Origin of the sequence: Mesorhizobium sp. WSM4887 (genome assembly GCF_029625865.1) — a bacterium.
Taxonomy (GTDB): domain Bacteria; phylum Pseudomonadota; class Alphaproteobacteria; order Rhizobiales; family Rhizobiaceae; genus Mesorhizobium.
Genome location: NZ_JARTVP010000021.1, coordinates 21,450 through 36,615 on the forward strand (window position 1 = coordinate 21,450; position 15,166 = coordinate 36,615).

Here is a 15,166-nt window from a genome sequence, read left to right on the forward strand (position 1 = left end):
AGGTGTTCCGAGCTTCGACAGAAATTGCAACGAGGGCGCTGCAGCGCCCCGTTACACTTCAGCTAATTTCTCGCTCGCGGATTCGCCGGCCACCAACAAGCCGTCTTGGGACCGTAACACTCCTTTGGCAACCAAATCGGCGACCCCAGCTGAAATCAGCTGCCTTAATTGTGCGCTTGTGGCTTTGAAGCCCAGCATCCTGGCAACGCCTGTGGCGATTTCTTCCTCTGTCGCACCGAGGTTGGATTTCACGACTTCCATAGCGCCTTGGGCGACCTCGTCCTGCGCAATCATTTCGGGCTTGCGCAATCCAGCGGACACGACCCCACTGCGATCCCTGAGACGAACAGGAACACCTGGCTTGAAGCAGAAGTTGCCTCGACGGGCTACTGAACCACCTCTCTGTGCTATGCTTACCCCCCGCTCGATTGCATCCTGAATCCTGCCACCGGCCCGCTGCAGACCCCAGGCGTCCCGAATACGCGAAACTATTTCGTCGACATGGATTGGCGTTTCTGTAGCCACGACCTGCTCGACCAGTCCGGCCATGATTCCGCTGGGCGTCTCGTGGAGTTCGAACGATCCCGGTCGCTTTAGTTCGGCCTCTTCGTAGGCTCGATTGGGTGTCTCGGATCCGTTTGTGCTTTCGAGACCGATTTCCGTCACGTTGCCTCGGTCGACCGTAACAACCTGCACGGCTACAGCTCGATTTCTCTGGACCCCCAATTCGGCCCGCTCATCGAGTTCTTTTCTGGCGGCCTCAATCGCTAGTATGGTTCGCTCCAGCTGCTCACGAGGCCGTTGGAACCAGTCAGCGCTCCAGATGCGATGGATGATCCAACCATGGTCTTCCAGAACCGACTGCCGAAGCCGGTCTCGATCTCTGGCCGAGCGAGATGAGTGATATTCTGCGCCATCGCATTCGATGCCAAGAATATAGCGGCCTGGCCTCTCTGGATCCGCAACTGCGAGGTCGATGAAGAAGCCGGCAATGCCCACTTGAGCATGAACCTGATAACCCATTTCGATCAGCGCGTTGGCTACCTGTTCTACAAAGATTGAATCCATTTCGCGAACCGTGACTTGGGCAAGCGAAATTCGCCCTGTTCTCGCGTAGTGCAAGAAGAGCTTGAAGGCGAAGATGCCTTTCCCTTTGCCACGCTCCAGGTCGATGTCCTCGTCTGTGATGGACGCGAATACTTCGCAGCTGCGCTTGGCGCGGCTTATGAGGACGTTGAGCCGACGCTCGCCGCCTTCCGCGCCAAGAGGGCCGAAACGCATGGCCATGTATCCCTGGGCATTCTTGGCATACCCCACCGAGATCATGATCACGTCGCGCTCATCGCCTTGAACATTTTCGAGGTTCTTGACGAAGAATGGCTCGCTTGGATGAGCGTGAAAGAATTCCTCGGTGTCGGGATTTAGTCGCCGCAGCGCTTCGAGTTCATCCTGGATCGCGCGGCGTTGGCTAACCGAAAATGTTGCAACGCCTAGAGTCTCTTGCGGGTTCACCTTCGCATGACGGATGATCGCCTCCGCTACTGCTCTCGCCTCTACCGGATTGGTTCCTGTGCCGCCGGAATCGAAGACCCCCTCCGGCACATGATGAAACCGCAACCCCATACCTGCCTCTTGGGTATAAGGGCTTGGCACGATGAAAAGCCGGTTCTCGTAGAACTGGCTGTTCGATACTGCGATTAGAGATTGGTGACGGCTACGGTAGTGCCAGCGCAGCATACGCTGCGGCAAGCCGCGGGCCGTGAACAGGCCGAGGATGCTTTCAATGTCGGCGACCTGCGCGCCCTCACCCTCGTCATCTTCAGACTGCGAGCCTGTCATCTTCGCGAAGAATGTCGTGGGTGGCAGTTGGCGTTCGTCGCCAACGACGACCACCTGACTGGCCCTGGCGACCGAGCCAAGTGCGTCCACGGGCTGGATCTGAGACGCCTCGTCCATCACGAGCAGATCGAAGGACATCCGGCCGGGCGACAGGAATTGCGCCACCGAAAGCGGGCTCATCATGAACACTGGCTTCAGCGCCTGGATGGCAGGGCCTGCCTTCTGCATCAATTGCCGGATGGGCATGTGGCCTCGTCTGCGCGCCATCTCAGAACGAAGCAGTCCGACAGGTCCAGCTCCGCCGTCTCTTGAAGGAATTTTCCGGTGATGAGCCGTTACAACTTCGATGGCGCCGGCCTTGATGCGCTGGCGGTCCAGATCTGCGAAGTCACGTACAGCCCTGGAATGCAGTTCCCCGTCGAACCTTGCCAGCTCCGGCTCATCGGTCGCCATCGCCAGAAACATTCGTTCGTAGTAGGCCATATCAAAAACTGATCGAGCCGATCCTGTTGTAATCTGGCCGTTGGCTAGGCCGTCTATCAACTGTCCCAGTCCAGCCTTTCGGGCCGTTTCGGATCGCTCTTCATAGGCAACCCATTTCGAGAGCTGCTCCTGATGATCGAGCCAACCCTGCAGCCGAGAAACGACCTCGCCTATCGCGACGTCCGGAAAATCGACTACTCCAAACAAGGAGGGAGCATCGGCTTTCAAATCCCCTGTAAGCGCCTTCAATTCCCGCGCTGCCGCTTGGGCCGCTTCACGTGCTGAACGTGCCGAGTTTGCGATCTCGATTCTTTCAGGCAACCGCGCAGCCAGATGTCGGATCGAGCCATTTTCTTTCAGCCAAAGCTCGGCTTGCGTGAGAGCGGCCCAATCGGATCCTCGACCGTGCCACGACGAGCCGAATACGAACTTGCCAAGGCTCTCTCCCGCATCGATCCCTTGAGCAAGTGCTTGTAGTCTGCCTAGTCGGCGCAGTAGCTCCACCCGCTCAGTGATTAGATCCGGAACGTCAGTCAGAACCTGTCGTGACGCATCATCGGCTTGAGCTACAGTGCTCGCCTTCGCTTCCATCAGTTGCAGCGAGGCCCGCTCGGCGGAAGCCACGTCGCCTAGCATGGATGACGCGAGGTGCCCGAGATCGTTCCAGAAACCTTCGATAATTGGCCGACCGATTTCGATAACCTTGCGAACGCGCGCTGCACGCGCACCGGCCTCGGAGCGTTCCGCCATCCGGCCGGCGATAATCCGAGGTTCGGGGCCTAGCCCTCGTAGAGTCCGCATCCACTCCACTAGCGCGAGCAGTGGCGCGGAAGCCGATCGCTCCCCACGCCAATCTGCCCCGAAGGCGGAACGGCCAAAAGCGTCGCCTTCGCGGACTCTTGCTGCGGCAGCCTGACCCTTCATCAAAAGGTCGAGGAGACCAACTATCTGCGTCGCAGGCGCGCTAGGGTCGACCACAATAGTCCGCGCAAGTGCTGTGGCGCGACGGTAGTCGCCGTTCAATGCTTTCAATATTCCCGTGTGTGTGGCGAGCGCCTGCCGCGCCGCGGCCACCTCGGTGCTCCACGCCGCGTCAACAACCTTGCCCTGAAGGTCGGCTCTGGCAGCCTCAAGCGTCGCTACGCTGTCGGCAAGGTCGCCTGCCTGCTCAAGTCCGGAGTCCCAAACGGTGGCTGCGAAGGCCTCCGGACTTGCGTCAGGTGCTGCCGCTACTCGCTCGCCGGTCACGGCCAGCCTGAGCAAGCCTGCCAACGTGTCTGGCAATATCGCCGATCCGAGTTCCTGATTCAGGCGCTCAGCTTCTTCCCTCAAGCGTGGGAGCAGAATGGTGAGCTGTCGCGCACGATGGAAACCATCTTTCGGAAATTCCGAGGGAAGCTTTGCAAGCTCTGTCTCGAGACCTTCAATTGGCGTGTCGATAGCCGTTGCCGCCAACTGCTCCGAAAGTTCCTCGGACTTGCGGGCGAAATCCGTTCCTGACCAGAGAAGCGATGAAATGTCTTTCGGACGCTCATCCCATACCGGCGAGACGAGCGCCTCGGCAGGAAGTCCAGGCGCGGACGCGAGAAGCTCAGCGCGATCTTCTATCTCGCCGCTGTCGCTGAGAATTTTCGGAGGCTCGGCCTTGATCCGCTCAGCGATACCGACCAGTTTGGCGTGCAGTGCCTTGGCTTGGTCCAGCAACGCCGCGATGCGTGGGACGAGCCTCTCAATGGTCGTTGGAAGAACGACATCCAGGCCAACTCCCCGCCACGGGTGGTGGATCGGCAAGCCGATCTCGTTGATCCGCTGAGAGACCTCATCGAGCAATTTGCGACGTTGCGAAACGCCGTCAGTTGTCCAGCTTGTGGCATCCGTAAGTTCGATGTCCACTGGTTTCTGACCGACCTGCCTTAGTCGGGTTAGCTGGCCGAGAACCTGATAAGGAGTGAGTTCGGACGCTCCGAACGCAACGTGCATTCGTGCAGCATGTGCGTTGAGTTTATCGCGAGCCTCCAGCAAGCGATCAGTTAGGGAAGAAGGAAGCTGGCCCCTGGGCGATCCGAGTTGCCAGGTTCGCCGCAGCTCCTCTAGCATCATGCGCTTGTTCGCCTTGTTACTATGCAGCTCAAGGCAGGCGTCCCCCACCCCAGCAGTGTCAAGCCGTCGCTTGACGACCTCCAGCGCTGCCATCTTTTCGGCCACGAACAGCACGGTCTTTCCGTCGGCAACGGCCGACCCAATAATGTTTGCGATCGTCTGCGATTTTCCTGTCCCAGGCGGACCTTGGATAACGAGGTCGCGACCTTTTCTGACGTCATGGATCGCCAGTGTCTGAGAACTGTCACTGTCGACGATATGCAACATTTCGGCGGGCGCAATGTGCGGATCAATCGCTATGTCGTCCGACATAAGCGGCTCGCGTGTTTCGAAACCATCTGAAAGAAGCGAGCGGATCTTCGGTTGTTCGATAATCTTTGCGCCATCGGGCCAGAGATCCGGATCCAGATCACGGTACATCAAGAACTTCGCAAACGAGAAGAAGCCGAGCACCATATCGTCGCGAAGCACCTCCCAACCCTCTTTGGTCGAAATTGCTTCGGCAACGGCATCGAGATAGGCCGAGACGTCGAAGTCATCTCCCACCTCAAAACGCGGCAGAGCGAGCTTGTGAATGCGGTCGAGATAGAGTTCCAAGGAGAGGTTTGCGGTAAGATCTTCCGGCCGGGCTCGTAGGCGGAATTTTTCTCCAGCGGCCCCTCGCTCAAGCCGAACCGGCACCAAAATGAGGGGGGCCTGACGGATGTTCTCTTTGTTGTTCGGGTCAATCCACTTCAGCATTCCAAGGGCCAGAAAGAGGATATTGACGCCCTGCTCTTCCTCGAGTGTGCGGGCATCATGGTAGAGATCAAGGAGCCGCCGCTGCAGCCCAGTTGGGGTCATACGCGTCTGCAGCTTGGTGTCCGAGTGCCGCGCGGATATCCCTCTGTTATCGACTCCATCGTCCTCTGGTTGGGCGAGAGCGACGGGGGAATAGTCGATCTCTTCGTCTGGAGGGCTGCTTTCATCCTGGCCCGCTTTCGGCCTATCGGGCTTGCCGGCCAGGAAGGTAAAAGCCTTTCCTTCGGTCACCAGCAATCGATAAATTTCGGACGACTTCTCATCGACGATATCGATCGTCTTCGCGCTCTTGGAAAACCGCGGCACATTCAAAAGTCGATTGCGGGCGGAAAGATCGAGCAACTCCATCCTGGCGCGCTCGAGTTTCTCCTTTAGAGGGAGATCGCTTTGGAAGACTGACTGTTTTACGTCCAAGACTTACATCCCCTTTGAAAGGAGAACCAGCTAGAGCCCGCGTAGAGCGTTCGCGCAAGAAAAAACAGCCGTGTTCAATTAGAAACGACTGCGATCACTTCTGGACACCGTCCAATATTGCGACGTGTGATATGGGTCAGAGCCTGCATTCTTGGCCCCCTTTGCCTAGTCGCTATCCGACGAGGATTCTCGCTCCCTGCCCCCGTATTTAGCCGCCTCCACAATGTCTTTTTCTGACACAGAGAGTCCGTTGCGGACCCGAATGGCTCCCGCACTTGGAACGCGGTCCAATTCAGATCCAGTCTTTGCCTTATCCTTCTGGGGCTTAACCTCCGGCGGCGGGTCTTTCGAAAATGTCATGCGTAGGTCCTACTCGTCCAAATCTAAATGCATCCGCCTGTGAGCCTCAAGCCGCTTTCCTGGTCATACAAAGAAAACGCCGCGCCCAATCAATCCACCGTCTCTCGTGGTTCCGCATTCTGATTGGCGCTTTAACATTCATCACTATTAGCGCCTGGCATTTAGTATCCTCCCTCTACTGGTTTTTTTAGCCGATAAGTAATAGATCGGGATTTCACTGCAGAAGTCCGGAGCCATGAAGTGACTGACGAAATCCAAAATACGGCCACCGCGCTGATGGAGCTTACCGCCGATATCGTTGCGGCTTATGTGAGCAAGAATTCAGTGCCGGTCTCCTCATTGCCGGACCTTATTGCCAGCATCAATTCGTCATTAGCGCGTATCGGCCAGCCGTCCGAACCGGAAAAACCCGACCAAGTTCCCGCGGTCAACCCCAAGCGCTCAGTCACTCCAGACTACATCGTCTGCCTCGAAGACGGCAAAAAGTTCAAGTCCCTCAAGAGACACTTGAACACGCATTTTGGACTGACGCCCGACGCCTATCGCCAAAAATGGGGCCTCTCCAACGATTACCCCATGGTCGCGCCTAACTATTCAGCCAATCGCTCCAGATTGGCAAAATCGATTGGCCTCGGTCGCACAGCAGCCGCGCCCAAGAAAGCAGCAGCCAAGAAGTCAAAGACGCGCTAGCAAAACATTTGGCAGCTTCGCAAAGGATCGAAAATTGAATCGCGATCGCTATTCCCATCGCCGCAGCTCGCGGCCAAGACGCGGCCGGGTTTCAATTATGCGCAAGCGTTTCTTTTCACATAAATCATTAGCCGCGATCCTGGTGATCACGCTAGCAGTGGGCGCTTATGTCACCTCCTACTTTACAGGGTGGGGCAACCAGATCGCGGGACCCAATACAGCAAGCGCACTCGGGTCAAAACCGAAGCCTATCGTCGGCGTAGCGTCCATCGTTGACGGGGACACGATCGAGATCCACGGACAGCGTATTCGTTTCAATGGCATCGACGCACCTGAAAGCAGCCAAAACTGCAGCGACGCAAGCGGGCAAGAATACCCATGCGGCCGCAAATCCGCAGAAGCACTGGACATCTTCCTCAGTCAATCCCGACCCATCCAGTGCAACTTTGTTTCGTGGGATCGTTACAACCGCTTCGTTGGTGATTGTCAGCGGGCGGACGGTGCTAGCATTGCGTCTTGGATGGTCGAACAGGGTTATGCCCTGGATTGGCCTCGATACAGCCATGGTAGTTACGCGTCACAACAGGCAGATGCCCAAAGGGCCAAGATTGGCATCTGGGTTGGCACTTTCACAGCCCCTTGGGATTGGCGAGCAACACATGCAGCCAACAATAAACCCGGTAATGACACATCCTACGGCCTTACAGGCCGTCGCCAAATAGCTCAGAGCTATTCGTGTCAACCGCGTCGCTATTGTAAGCAAATCTCCTCATGCGATGAGGCGCGCTGGTATCTCAATAACTGTAGCTGGGGACCCAAATTGGACCGGGACGGCGACGGAATTCCGTGCGAAGGCATTTGCTGACCAAGCCAATTCCTTAGCGCGCTTTCAGCAAGCCGGACTGGCCACCAGCGTTTCGGTGCATTTGCGCGAGTGCCAATAGAGCCTGGCAAAAGGGCTGGCTGACGTTTGTCTTGGAAAATTCCACCAGCTCGTTGAGCCCGGATGGGCTAGAAAACCGCAAGGCTTCGTAGCGACAGACAGGGATCTGCCGATTATCTCTGAAGCGTTTGTCGGGTCCGCCATTCTTATTGGGATGAGCCCAGGTATAGCTCACGATCTCAGCATCAGATGGAACTTTGCCGGTCTCAATAAAATTGCTGGGGGCAAATTGCGTCCTGAGGTCTCCATACCCAACGGCACCGTACTGGTTTCCGTCCTTCACCAAAATCATGTCTGGCATGAAATAAAGGATTTGCCGGCCGACGTGTATCGACGGTGGTGTGACATTGCTGCGAACAACCGTCGGCAAGGAAGCTTGGAGCGTCGTCGACTTTTTATCGACCAACATCGTGGCTCCCGCATTGCGCTTCCAAGTCGTCAGATCCTCTATCTTGCCACCAGCCGCGACATGCCAACTCGCCGCGCAGCGTGTGAGCGTGTCAAAGGCGGCGACAAGTCGCCCGTAGGCCGCCTCCGCGTCCTGCTCCAAATCATAGTAGAGCACGCTCACCCGGCGGTAGCTGTCCAACCAGTTGCCAATAAGCATGCCCGGCAAAAAGGCAGCAATACCGATCAGCGCCACCCCACCTCCCAGCATTGCGCCTGCGATCAATCCGGCGATCCCAAACAGCACGGCCAGGATGAGCGACATTCGCGTCTGCGATTGCCTCGCATTGATTTCATCAAGCACATTGGCAAATGTCTCATCACGCATCTCGATCACATCGGCGGACTCGATTTCTCTCATCACGACGCCACCGCTGACATATTCCACGGGTGAGGATGTTGGATGGGGCTTTGGCCCAGATGGGAATTCAGACAGTTGCAGCGTCTGCTTGGCGCTGCGCTTTCCCAAAGTGCCTCGGTAGTAGAGACCGCCGACGCCTGCATGAATATAATGCCCTCGTGGGCCAGTCCCGATACGAAGACCTTGCACGCCAACGGACGCGCCAACCCCGCCAGACGAGAAGTTAAAGCGGAAAGGTCCCGCACTAATCGATTTTCGAACGTAAAACCCCATCCCCGCAATCCCCCCCAAGCCCTGTGAGCGAAACCCAAGGGCAGTTCGCCTCACAACTTTGGTACCGGAACCAGTCCAATATCTGTCTCTCGCGAACGTTGCCTGACCCTGATCTCAATTCGCCTCCTCGCCTTGACGTCGCCGGCCTGTGCGCCGTCGGTGAGCCGGTCGCCAGGCAATATCAACTGGCCGCCGGACATTGGCAGGATGGTGAAGCCTTTCAGTTCCGGCATATCGCGCAGGATGCCTGTGACGGAGATCGCTCGCGCTAATCCAAGCCCGGCATTGTCGGCAGGATGGAGTGTGCCAATGTCCATCTTGCGCGCCAGTACGGGCTGAAGGCCTCTGTCCATATTCGATGAGTCACCGGACATCGCCTGCTCGTCCGTGTGGCCAATCACCTCAATGACGTCCACACCATAGGAAGTTGCAATTCCAGCAATGGTCTTCGACATCTGCCGCAACTTCGTTTTGAAGCCACCGGAAAGCTCCGCACTTCCAGTATCGAAATTATAGCCATCGAGCTCGCTAAGACTGATGATCGGTGGCCAATCGTGTGGCTTGTCAGCAGAGGCCTCGTTCCTTGCCTTCTTCAGTGCGTCAGCAAGATCCTTGGACGTCTTGCCCGTGCCAACGTAGCCGAGCTCGCGCAGAACCTTCATCTTCTCGATCATGGCTTTGGCCTGATCAACGTCGACGTCGTTGTCAGAGAGGACTTTGGCGGCCGGCGCGCTTTTCACCGCTTCCTCAAGGGTCAGTCCCACTTTTTTGATTGCCTCTGCGGCCTCTTTGGCCCGGACCAATTCACGCCATTCTTGATCTGGTACATTGCGTCGACTTGCAGGCTTGACCATGGCATTCAGCTGAGCCAGCAACCGCTTGTTTTCCTCGTCAAGCTTGCGAGCGTTCTCATTGAGGGACTGCGCAATCTTCTGCGCTGCCGCAGCCTCTTTCTTTGTCTTGGCGATGAGCGCGCCTGCAGCAAGCAAAAGGCAGAAAACGAGAAGCAGCATCGTCTCAGCCATCGTCAGGCCGAGTATCAGGCCGCGGCCATAGCCCTTGCGCTCAAACGTAATGGCTGTTCCGCTAACCTCACTCACCTGCCCCACCAACTTGCTCTCTTTGGCGGTTCACCCTTCTCCACCTCCGCCGGACTGCTTAACGATCGGAAGGTGTCGCCCTCCGTGTCATCCGAAACCTTGATTGGCGTCTCCACAGGGGAGGCAACAGTGGAAGGTGCCGCCACTCGCTCGACATCGTTCGCTATCGCATTGCTCAGAGGCTGGGGAGTGCGCACGGCCGGGAGGCTATGTTGTGTAAGGGTTGCGACGAGGCCGCGTGTTTCATTGCTGTGTTTCTGCATCACAGCCATGAACTCCTCAGTCAAACGCTGCTGCGCTTGGACAGTTTCTGCGGTCTTTTCTGCGGCCGCTGCCGCTCTCTCCACTCCAGTCGCCACCTTGATCACTGCGTCGGCAAGACCGGTCATCCGCGTTTGCTGCTCTTGCGAGGCTGTTTCGGTTTTTATCGCATATTGTGCGACAGCATTACCCAGGAGCTTGACCATCGGCGCCAGATCGTTCTTCAGCACCTCATCAGGAACAACCACCTTTTCCAGCTTGGCAGCCATATTGTCGGCTTGATTACCGAGCTTTCCAACAGAGTTGGACATCGAGCTGTTGGCTTTATCCAGCAAATCCGCTGCAGCTCCAACGCGGTTCGCTATCGAAGCAAACTGGGTTTCGACTTGCCCGAAATTGTGCTGCAACGCGTCACTGAGCTTGGCAGACGCCTCTTGGACAGGCTTGATCGATTCCATGGCAATATTGTCCAGGGCAGATCGAATGTGCTCCCCATTGCGTGCCGCTTGCTCGGCAATCTCTGCAAAGCCCTCTTCGAGCATTTGATGGCTGACACGACGAAAGTCGGCGAACTCCCTGGTTACGCTTTCCATCTCGGCTCTTACACGCCGTGTCATGTCGGCAAGTTCGTGCCTCGCCGTTCGCTCAATGTCCGCGGGATCGCGCCGCATCTGATTGTAGAAAACCCTCAGAGCAATACCGGTGATCGTCGACGTGATCGCGATGCCAAAATTTTGGACGATCGTGTCGGTTGAGCCTTCCGTTCCAAACTGAAACAGCGAGACCCCAAGGCTCGTCAGGGTGAACAGGAAGCCCATATAGTAGAGGTTATCGCCGGTCTGCTCGTCGTGCAGTTGTAGCTTTCCAGCAAAGATCGAAACCCCGAGATAGAAAAACATCAGGCAGGCCGGTGCTACCGCCGCGACGATCGGATTTACGCCTGAGAGTTTTGCAATGGCGATGAATACACACCCGCCGAGTGTCAATGCCGCGAAAACCACGACCGGCAGACGTGGATGATCCAGCAAAGGTTTGTCGTGCGCTCTCGCCATCAGTTTAACCCATCCAAGCCAACCAGCTTTTCGAACTCGCCGTGATGGTTCTGGACCCAATGTGTCCAGAACTCCGCGTGATCCAGGGTCTGAAATGGCTTCTTTGCCCGATCGATATAAAGAATTGTGATGCCCACCCCATCCAGCGACGTCCCATATGTGCGGTCGGCGGCGCTGTTGAGGTATTTTTGGTAATCCAGTCCCGATCGGTACTGCGAGTAAATCGTCGTATGCTCGATCATGTCAGAGGCGACCACCAATCGCTTGGGACTGCCCTGTTTGGCCAAGCTGCTATCGAAGAGCGACAGCTTGATTTTCTGAATTCCAGCCATGATCGGAGATTGGCTCGCGGAAGCCGCATTCGGGATTTCATCGGGAAGTTTGTTCAAAGGATCGCCGAAGGCGTTTTCCCACTTCTTTTGACGCCGCGCAGGATTGTTGGTCCAACTATCGACGGTCGACCCATCACCGGGATTGCATCCATCGAACATCACCGTCAGCTCACCAGGCGCCGAGCTCAGGGTATAAATCCTCACATACCCACCCGGCTCGACCTGCCCAATGGTCTTTCGGAACTCGTTCTTGAGATCAGCCATCGTCGTTGCCGAAATTGGATCAGTGGCGTCGATGAGGACGGCGGTCAGGCTGGAGGGTCCGTCCAATGGGCAATTCGTGTTGGCGTCGATATGGCCATTGCCAGACCTGGTCCACATCCAGCCGAAGCCGGCCAACATCGCAACGGATAGCACACCAAGGGCAATGGCCGCGGCAATGGTACCCGCATTGCCTTTCTTGCGTCTGCGGGTTCGCCTAGACATTCACGCTGTCCGGGTGAAGCTTATCAAGATCTCGGTACTGCTCAATTCCCCGTTCGCATTCCTGACCAATCAGACGAACCTGCTCGTTGAGTTCCTCCTGCGCCTGGCGAATTGATGCGCCAACATGTCCCTCATTCCACTCCCGCTCGCCGGTGACGTATGGCTTGATGCGATCAAGTTTGTAGGGCGTTCCGAAATGCTTGGGCGCCGGCTCGGTCCTCGCCTGGATGTTGGCTTCCCGATACATCGACAAAAGCTGATTGCAGGCTCGCTCCAATTGGTCTTGATGCTGCGCAAAAAGAGCCAGAAGCCTCGATCGATGATCGACAATCGCGCGGTGCTCGCGCCGGCGACTACCAAGCTGCTTGACGATTTCCTCCACTTTTTCGTTGTGGTCGTCGCGGACATCCTGCAGCTCTTCGATCAGTTCCTTCTTTCGATCGATGTAGTCATCGCGCCGTCGAACGAGCCGATTTTCAACGCCAGTGTAGCCTGGGTAAGGGTCGAGCACGAACCAGCCGTCGATAAAAGCGAAAAGCGAAAACATCAGGCCGATCGCAAACAGCAACCAGGACTTGATGTCCGTGAGACCCGCTGGATTGGCGAGCATATTACGGATGACCTCAGCGCCGGCGCCGTCAGCGAGCGAGCCGCTGACCTCACGGTAGTGCGCTAGCGCCAAGTTTATCGAAATCGCCAAGCCGATATAGAAAAGGATTGAAATGATCCCAACGAATTTTACGAAAAACGACCGATGGGTGACGAGACGAGCGCAGAAAACCGCCAGGAGCAAAGCCGCCCCGATGTTGATGAAAGAGAATGCCGCAGCCTCAAGGATGCCACCAAAAAATCCCTGCTCATTGCCCTTGGCCAGGAAGTTGCCGTTCATCGCTGTCTCGACCAGAAACAGAAATAGCAGAAGCGATAGCCGGAAAATGTGAGCGGCACCGTGCTGCACACGCGCGGCACGAACGAGACCGTGCTTCTCCTTAAACCATGCATGCTCTTTTTCGGCGTCGTTCAGGGCCCTTCTCAGGCCGTGAAGTTCATCGAGGCCCACGGCGACCGAGGCTTTGAAGTCCGAAACGCTAGCGGCATTCGTCTGACGGATTAGACCGAATTGTTCCTCGAAATCGAGGCCGGCAAGACGACCTCCAAGGAGTTGCAGGTTGTCCTCAAGAGTGTGATGCGCAGCCTTCTTCTCATCCTCAACGCGTTCCACGATGGCATGTTCGACATCGTCGAGATTCTTTGCCGTTTTCGGGGGTTGGTTCACCTCGCCGCGCTGCTTTCCGCGGTTAATGACATCCAGGTCGCCGTCGATCTTGGCAGGGTCCAGGCTGTTGAATAGCTGAGTGCTCGCCCGAAAATCGTGGTTGGATTCTCGCAGTGAGTCACGCAACTTATTTAGTTTTTCGAATTTAGAGCCCACGCACTCACAACCCCAACTTTACGCCCCCCGGCAGAGTGGTTTCTATGCATAGTAGAGCTAAAGGGCAACCGCACATTCACTTCTATCCACTTGCTAGTGCGGATCAGGCTCAATTGAGTTCCAACAAATGATCATGGCTGCTGATCAACTGGTTGATCGGCCGCGACTAGTCATGTCATGAGCCGTGCTGCGATGCTCTAAGGACAGAGTGCTACGAGCGGGTTCGCGACTGGGAAATTATCCACAGTCGTATACGTGTACTGGATCTCACCGCCCAGGCGAACGAAGGCAGATAGTTCCTCCGCACGACAGACATAGTTTTTGGTCATTTCATCGATCTTCTGGACATAGACCGGCCGCGAGACGCCAGCAGCCAACAATTTGGCGTCTACTTCCGCATCGGTCTGAGCCCAGGTGGCGTTGAAAACGATCCTTGGCCCGATTGCGATGATGCTCCGAACGGAGATGTTCGAACTGATCAGCATGGGCAATGCTGGAGCCATTTCGGTTTGCATTTTTTTTGCGTAGGCGCAGACGTCGGTCTTGGTGTACTTCGAGAGGCATTCATTTGCCGTCGCCACCCTTGGCCATGTCAGCAGGATCGCCAACGGGACGTGCATCAATCGCAATCCATCCAAAGTATTCTCCTCGCCCGATCTTGGCCTGCACAGAGGAGCATCTATCCTATTTGTGTTCACAGTGCCACGAGCAGCTTGTGCCCGACCGGCAATAGTGCTCTGTCTGAAATACTTTGGGAGGGCAATAAAATGAAAACAACATTTCTCGCGGCTATGGCCGCTGCAATAATCGCTTGCGCGACCGGCGCGTTTGCACACAGTGGCGGCACTGATGCCAACGGTTGCCATACCAACCATAAGACCGGCGCGTATCACTGTCACTGAAGGTCACGCCTTTCTGAGGGACACAAACATGCTGAAGAACATCATGTCAGCTCCGCTGGGCCTCCTCTTCATGCTGGGCGGGCCGATCACCTACGTGATGAATGTCGTCGACACATGGCAGGGCCATGCATCAGTGGTCGTAAAAATCCTGATTAACTTGAGCCTGGATGCGATGTTGGCGTTCATTTGGCCGATCACTTGGGCAATCTGGCTTTTCAAATATATGGCGGGCGCCGAAACTCCACTAACAACCGTGCTGGGCGTTTGAGGATCAAGTTTGCTGAAAATAATGCTTTTCGACGCCGGCCGGAACGGTCCGGTTGGTCTGCATCTGTGTAGCTATTGCCTCGCTGCTGGCGGTAGCGCCATGGCCGTACGGCTATTACCAATTCCTCCGCGTGGTGGTCTTTTTCGCCGGGATCTACTGCGGAGCCATGGTGTGGCGATCAGGCCCTGAAAATCGCACCCTGGCTTGGGCGCTGTTTGGAGCGGCAGCGATCTTCAACCCGTTCATGCCGGTTCATTTGCCGCGCGAGCTGTGGGCAATCTTCAACGTCGCAGCGGCTACTCTGTTCGGCTTTGTCGCATACCGGCACCGGAATTAAGCCGATAATCTGAGATGGCCAAGAGTGGACCTGAGACGCCGAAGGTCAAGGCGCGCCCGAGGGTCACCGTGTCACAGCCGTTGGCGCTTTATGCGGGAGATCTCCTCGAGCGGACGAAGGAGTACTTCGAGGCTTTCAACCATCTAGGCTCGGAGTCGGAAAAGGCGCATCTTTTTGCCCGTTATTTTCTATTTTCGCATGCCCTAGATGTGGAGCTTCAACAGGTTGTCCTCGATCAGGGCGAGGCGACTGATAGGCGTTTTTGACTTTAGGCTGCCATGTGGA

12 protein-coding genes are annotated in these 15,166 nt (G+C 56.4%); 5 read left to right on the forward strand and 7 right to left on the reverse strand.

Going from position 1 to position 15,166, the window contains the following annotated elements; all coding sequences use genetic code 11:
* Positions 1–51: 51 nt before the first annotated feature.
* Positions 52–5,637, reverse strand: coding sequence for a DUF3320 domain-containing protein (locus P9230_RS31235; protein WP_063169424.1), 5,586 nt, complete (start codon positions 5,635–5,637; stop codon positions 52–54).
* 636 nt (positions 5,638–6,273) lie between these two features.
* Between P9230_RS31235 and P9230_RS31240 the strand changes: the two genes are divergently transcribed.
* Complete coding sequence (locus P9230_RS31240) at positions 6,274–6,687, forward strand: MucR family transcriptional regulator (protein ID WP_082826711.1); 414 nt, start codon at positions 6,274–6,276, stop codon at positions 6,685–6,687.
* A 34-nt stretch (positions 6,688–6,721) separates the two neighbouring features.
* Positions 6,722–7,552 (forward strand): thermonuclease family protein, encoded by an 831-nt coding sequence (locus tag P9230_RS31245; RefSeq protein ID WP_127224212.1) that lies wholly within the window; start codon positions 6,722–6,724, stop codon positions 7,550–7,552.
* A 13-nt stretch (positions 7,553–7,565) separates the two neighbouring features.
* On the opposite strand, the gene P9230_RS31250 is transcribed toward P9230_RS31245, so the two are convergent.
* The 6 genes from P9230_RS31250 to P9230_RS31275 all read right to left on the reverse strand — a co-directional run bounded on the left by P9230_RS31250 (position 7,566) and on the right by P9230_RS31275 (position 14,012).
* The gene (locus P9230_RS31250; protein WP_095770037.1) at positions 7,566–8,711 is read right to left on the reverse strand and encodes a DUF4236 domain-containing protein; all 1,146 of its coding nucleotides are present in this window, start codon (positions 8,709–8,711) and stop codon (positions 7,566–7,568) included.
* Positions 8,712–8,761: 50 nt separating this feature from the next.
* Positions 8,762–9,811, reverse strand: a complete 1,050-nt coding sequence (locus P9230_RS31255; protein WP_082826712.1) for a hypothetical protein — start codon at positions 9,809–9,811, stop codon at positions 8,762–8,764.
* Positions 9,808–11,124: a hypothetical protein gene (locus tag P9230_RS31260; protein WP_063169428.1), complete on the reverse strand. Its 1,317-nt coding sequence runs from the start codon at positions 11,122–11,124 to the stop codon at positions 9,808–9,810. Before P9230_RS31260 ends, P9230_RS31255 begins: the two co-directional genes overlap by 4 nt.
* The gene (locus tag P9230_RS31265) at positions 11,124–11,942 is read right to left on the reverse strand and encodes a hypothetical protein (RefSeq protein WP_063169429.1); all 819 of its coding nucleotides are present in this window, start codon (positions 11,940–11,942) and stop codon (positions 11,124–11,126) included. Before P9230_RS31265 ends, P9230_RS31260 begins: the two co-directional genes overlap by 1 nt.
* A complete protein-coding gene (locus P9230_RS31270) occupies positions 11,935–13,374 on the reverse strand; it encodes a hypothetical protein (RefSeq protein ID WP_278121662.1) in 1,440 nt (479 codons plus the stop codon). The genes P9230_RS31265 and P9230_RS31270 overlap by 8 nt, the downstream gene beginning before the upstream one ends.
* Before the next feature lie 197 nt (positions 13,375–13,571).
* Positions 13,572–14,012: a hypothetical protein gene (locus P9230_RS31275; RefSeq protein ID WP_126066778.1), complete on the reverse strand. Its 441-nt coding sequence runs from the start codon at positions 14,010–14,012 to the stop codon at positions 13,572–13,574.
* 153 nt (positions 14,013–14,165) lie between these two features.
* Here P9230_RS31275 and P9230_RS32470 point away from each other — a divergent pair, with 153 nt between their 5' ends.
* The 3 genes from P9230_RS32470 to P9230_RS31285 are packed head-to-tail and all read left to right on the forward strand — an operon-like array spanning position 14,166 to position 14,881.
* Positions 14,166–14,276, forward strand: coding sequence for a YHYH domain-containing protein (locus tag P9230_RS32470; RefSeq protein WP_095770035.1), 111 nt, complete (start codon positions 14,166–14,168; stop codon positions 14,274–14,276).
* A gap of 28 nt (positions 14,277–14,304) precedes the next feature.
* Positions 14,305–14,544: a hypothetical protein gene (locus P9230_RS31280; protein ID WP_082826591.1), complete on the forward strand. Its 240-nt coding sequence runs from the start codon at positions 14,305–14,307 to the stop codon at positions 14,542–14,544.
* Between the two features lie 52 nt (positions 14,545–14,596).
* On the forward strand, positions 14,597–14,881 hold the full coding sequence (locus P9230_RS31285; RefSeq protein WP_063169433.1) for a DUF6804 family protein: 285 nt from the start codon (positions 14,597–14,599) through the stop codon (positions 14,879–14,881).
* Positions 14,882–15,166 lie beyond the last annotated feature (285 nt).

Excerpts from the sequence above, each read along its gene's own strand:
- P9230_RS31250 (WP_095770037.1), bottom strand. The coding sequence starts at position 8,711 with ATGGGGTTTTACGTTCGAAAATCGATTAGTGCGGGACCTTTCCGCTTT.
- P9230_RS31260 (WP_063169428.1), bottom strand. The coding sequence starts at position 11,124 with ATGGCGAGAGCGCACGACAAACCTTTGCTGGATCATCCACGTCTGCCG.
- P9230_RS31265 (WP_063169429.1), bottom strand. The coding sequence starts at position 11,942 with ATGTCTAGGCGAACCCGCAGACGCAAGAAAGGCAATGCGGGTACCATT.
- P9230_RS32470 (WP_095770035.1), top strand. The coding sequence starts at position 14,166 with ATGGCCGCTGCAATAATCGCTTGCGCGACCGGCGCGTTTGCACACAGT.
- P9230_RS31240 (WP_082826711.1), top strand. The coding sequence starts at position 6,274 with ATGGAGCTTACCGCCGATATCGTTGCGGCTTATGTGAGCAAGAATTCA.
- P9230_RS31280 (WP_082826591.1), top strand. The coding sequence starts at position 14,305 with ATGCTGAAGAACATCATGTCAGCTCCGCTGGGCCTCCTCTTCATGCTG.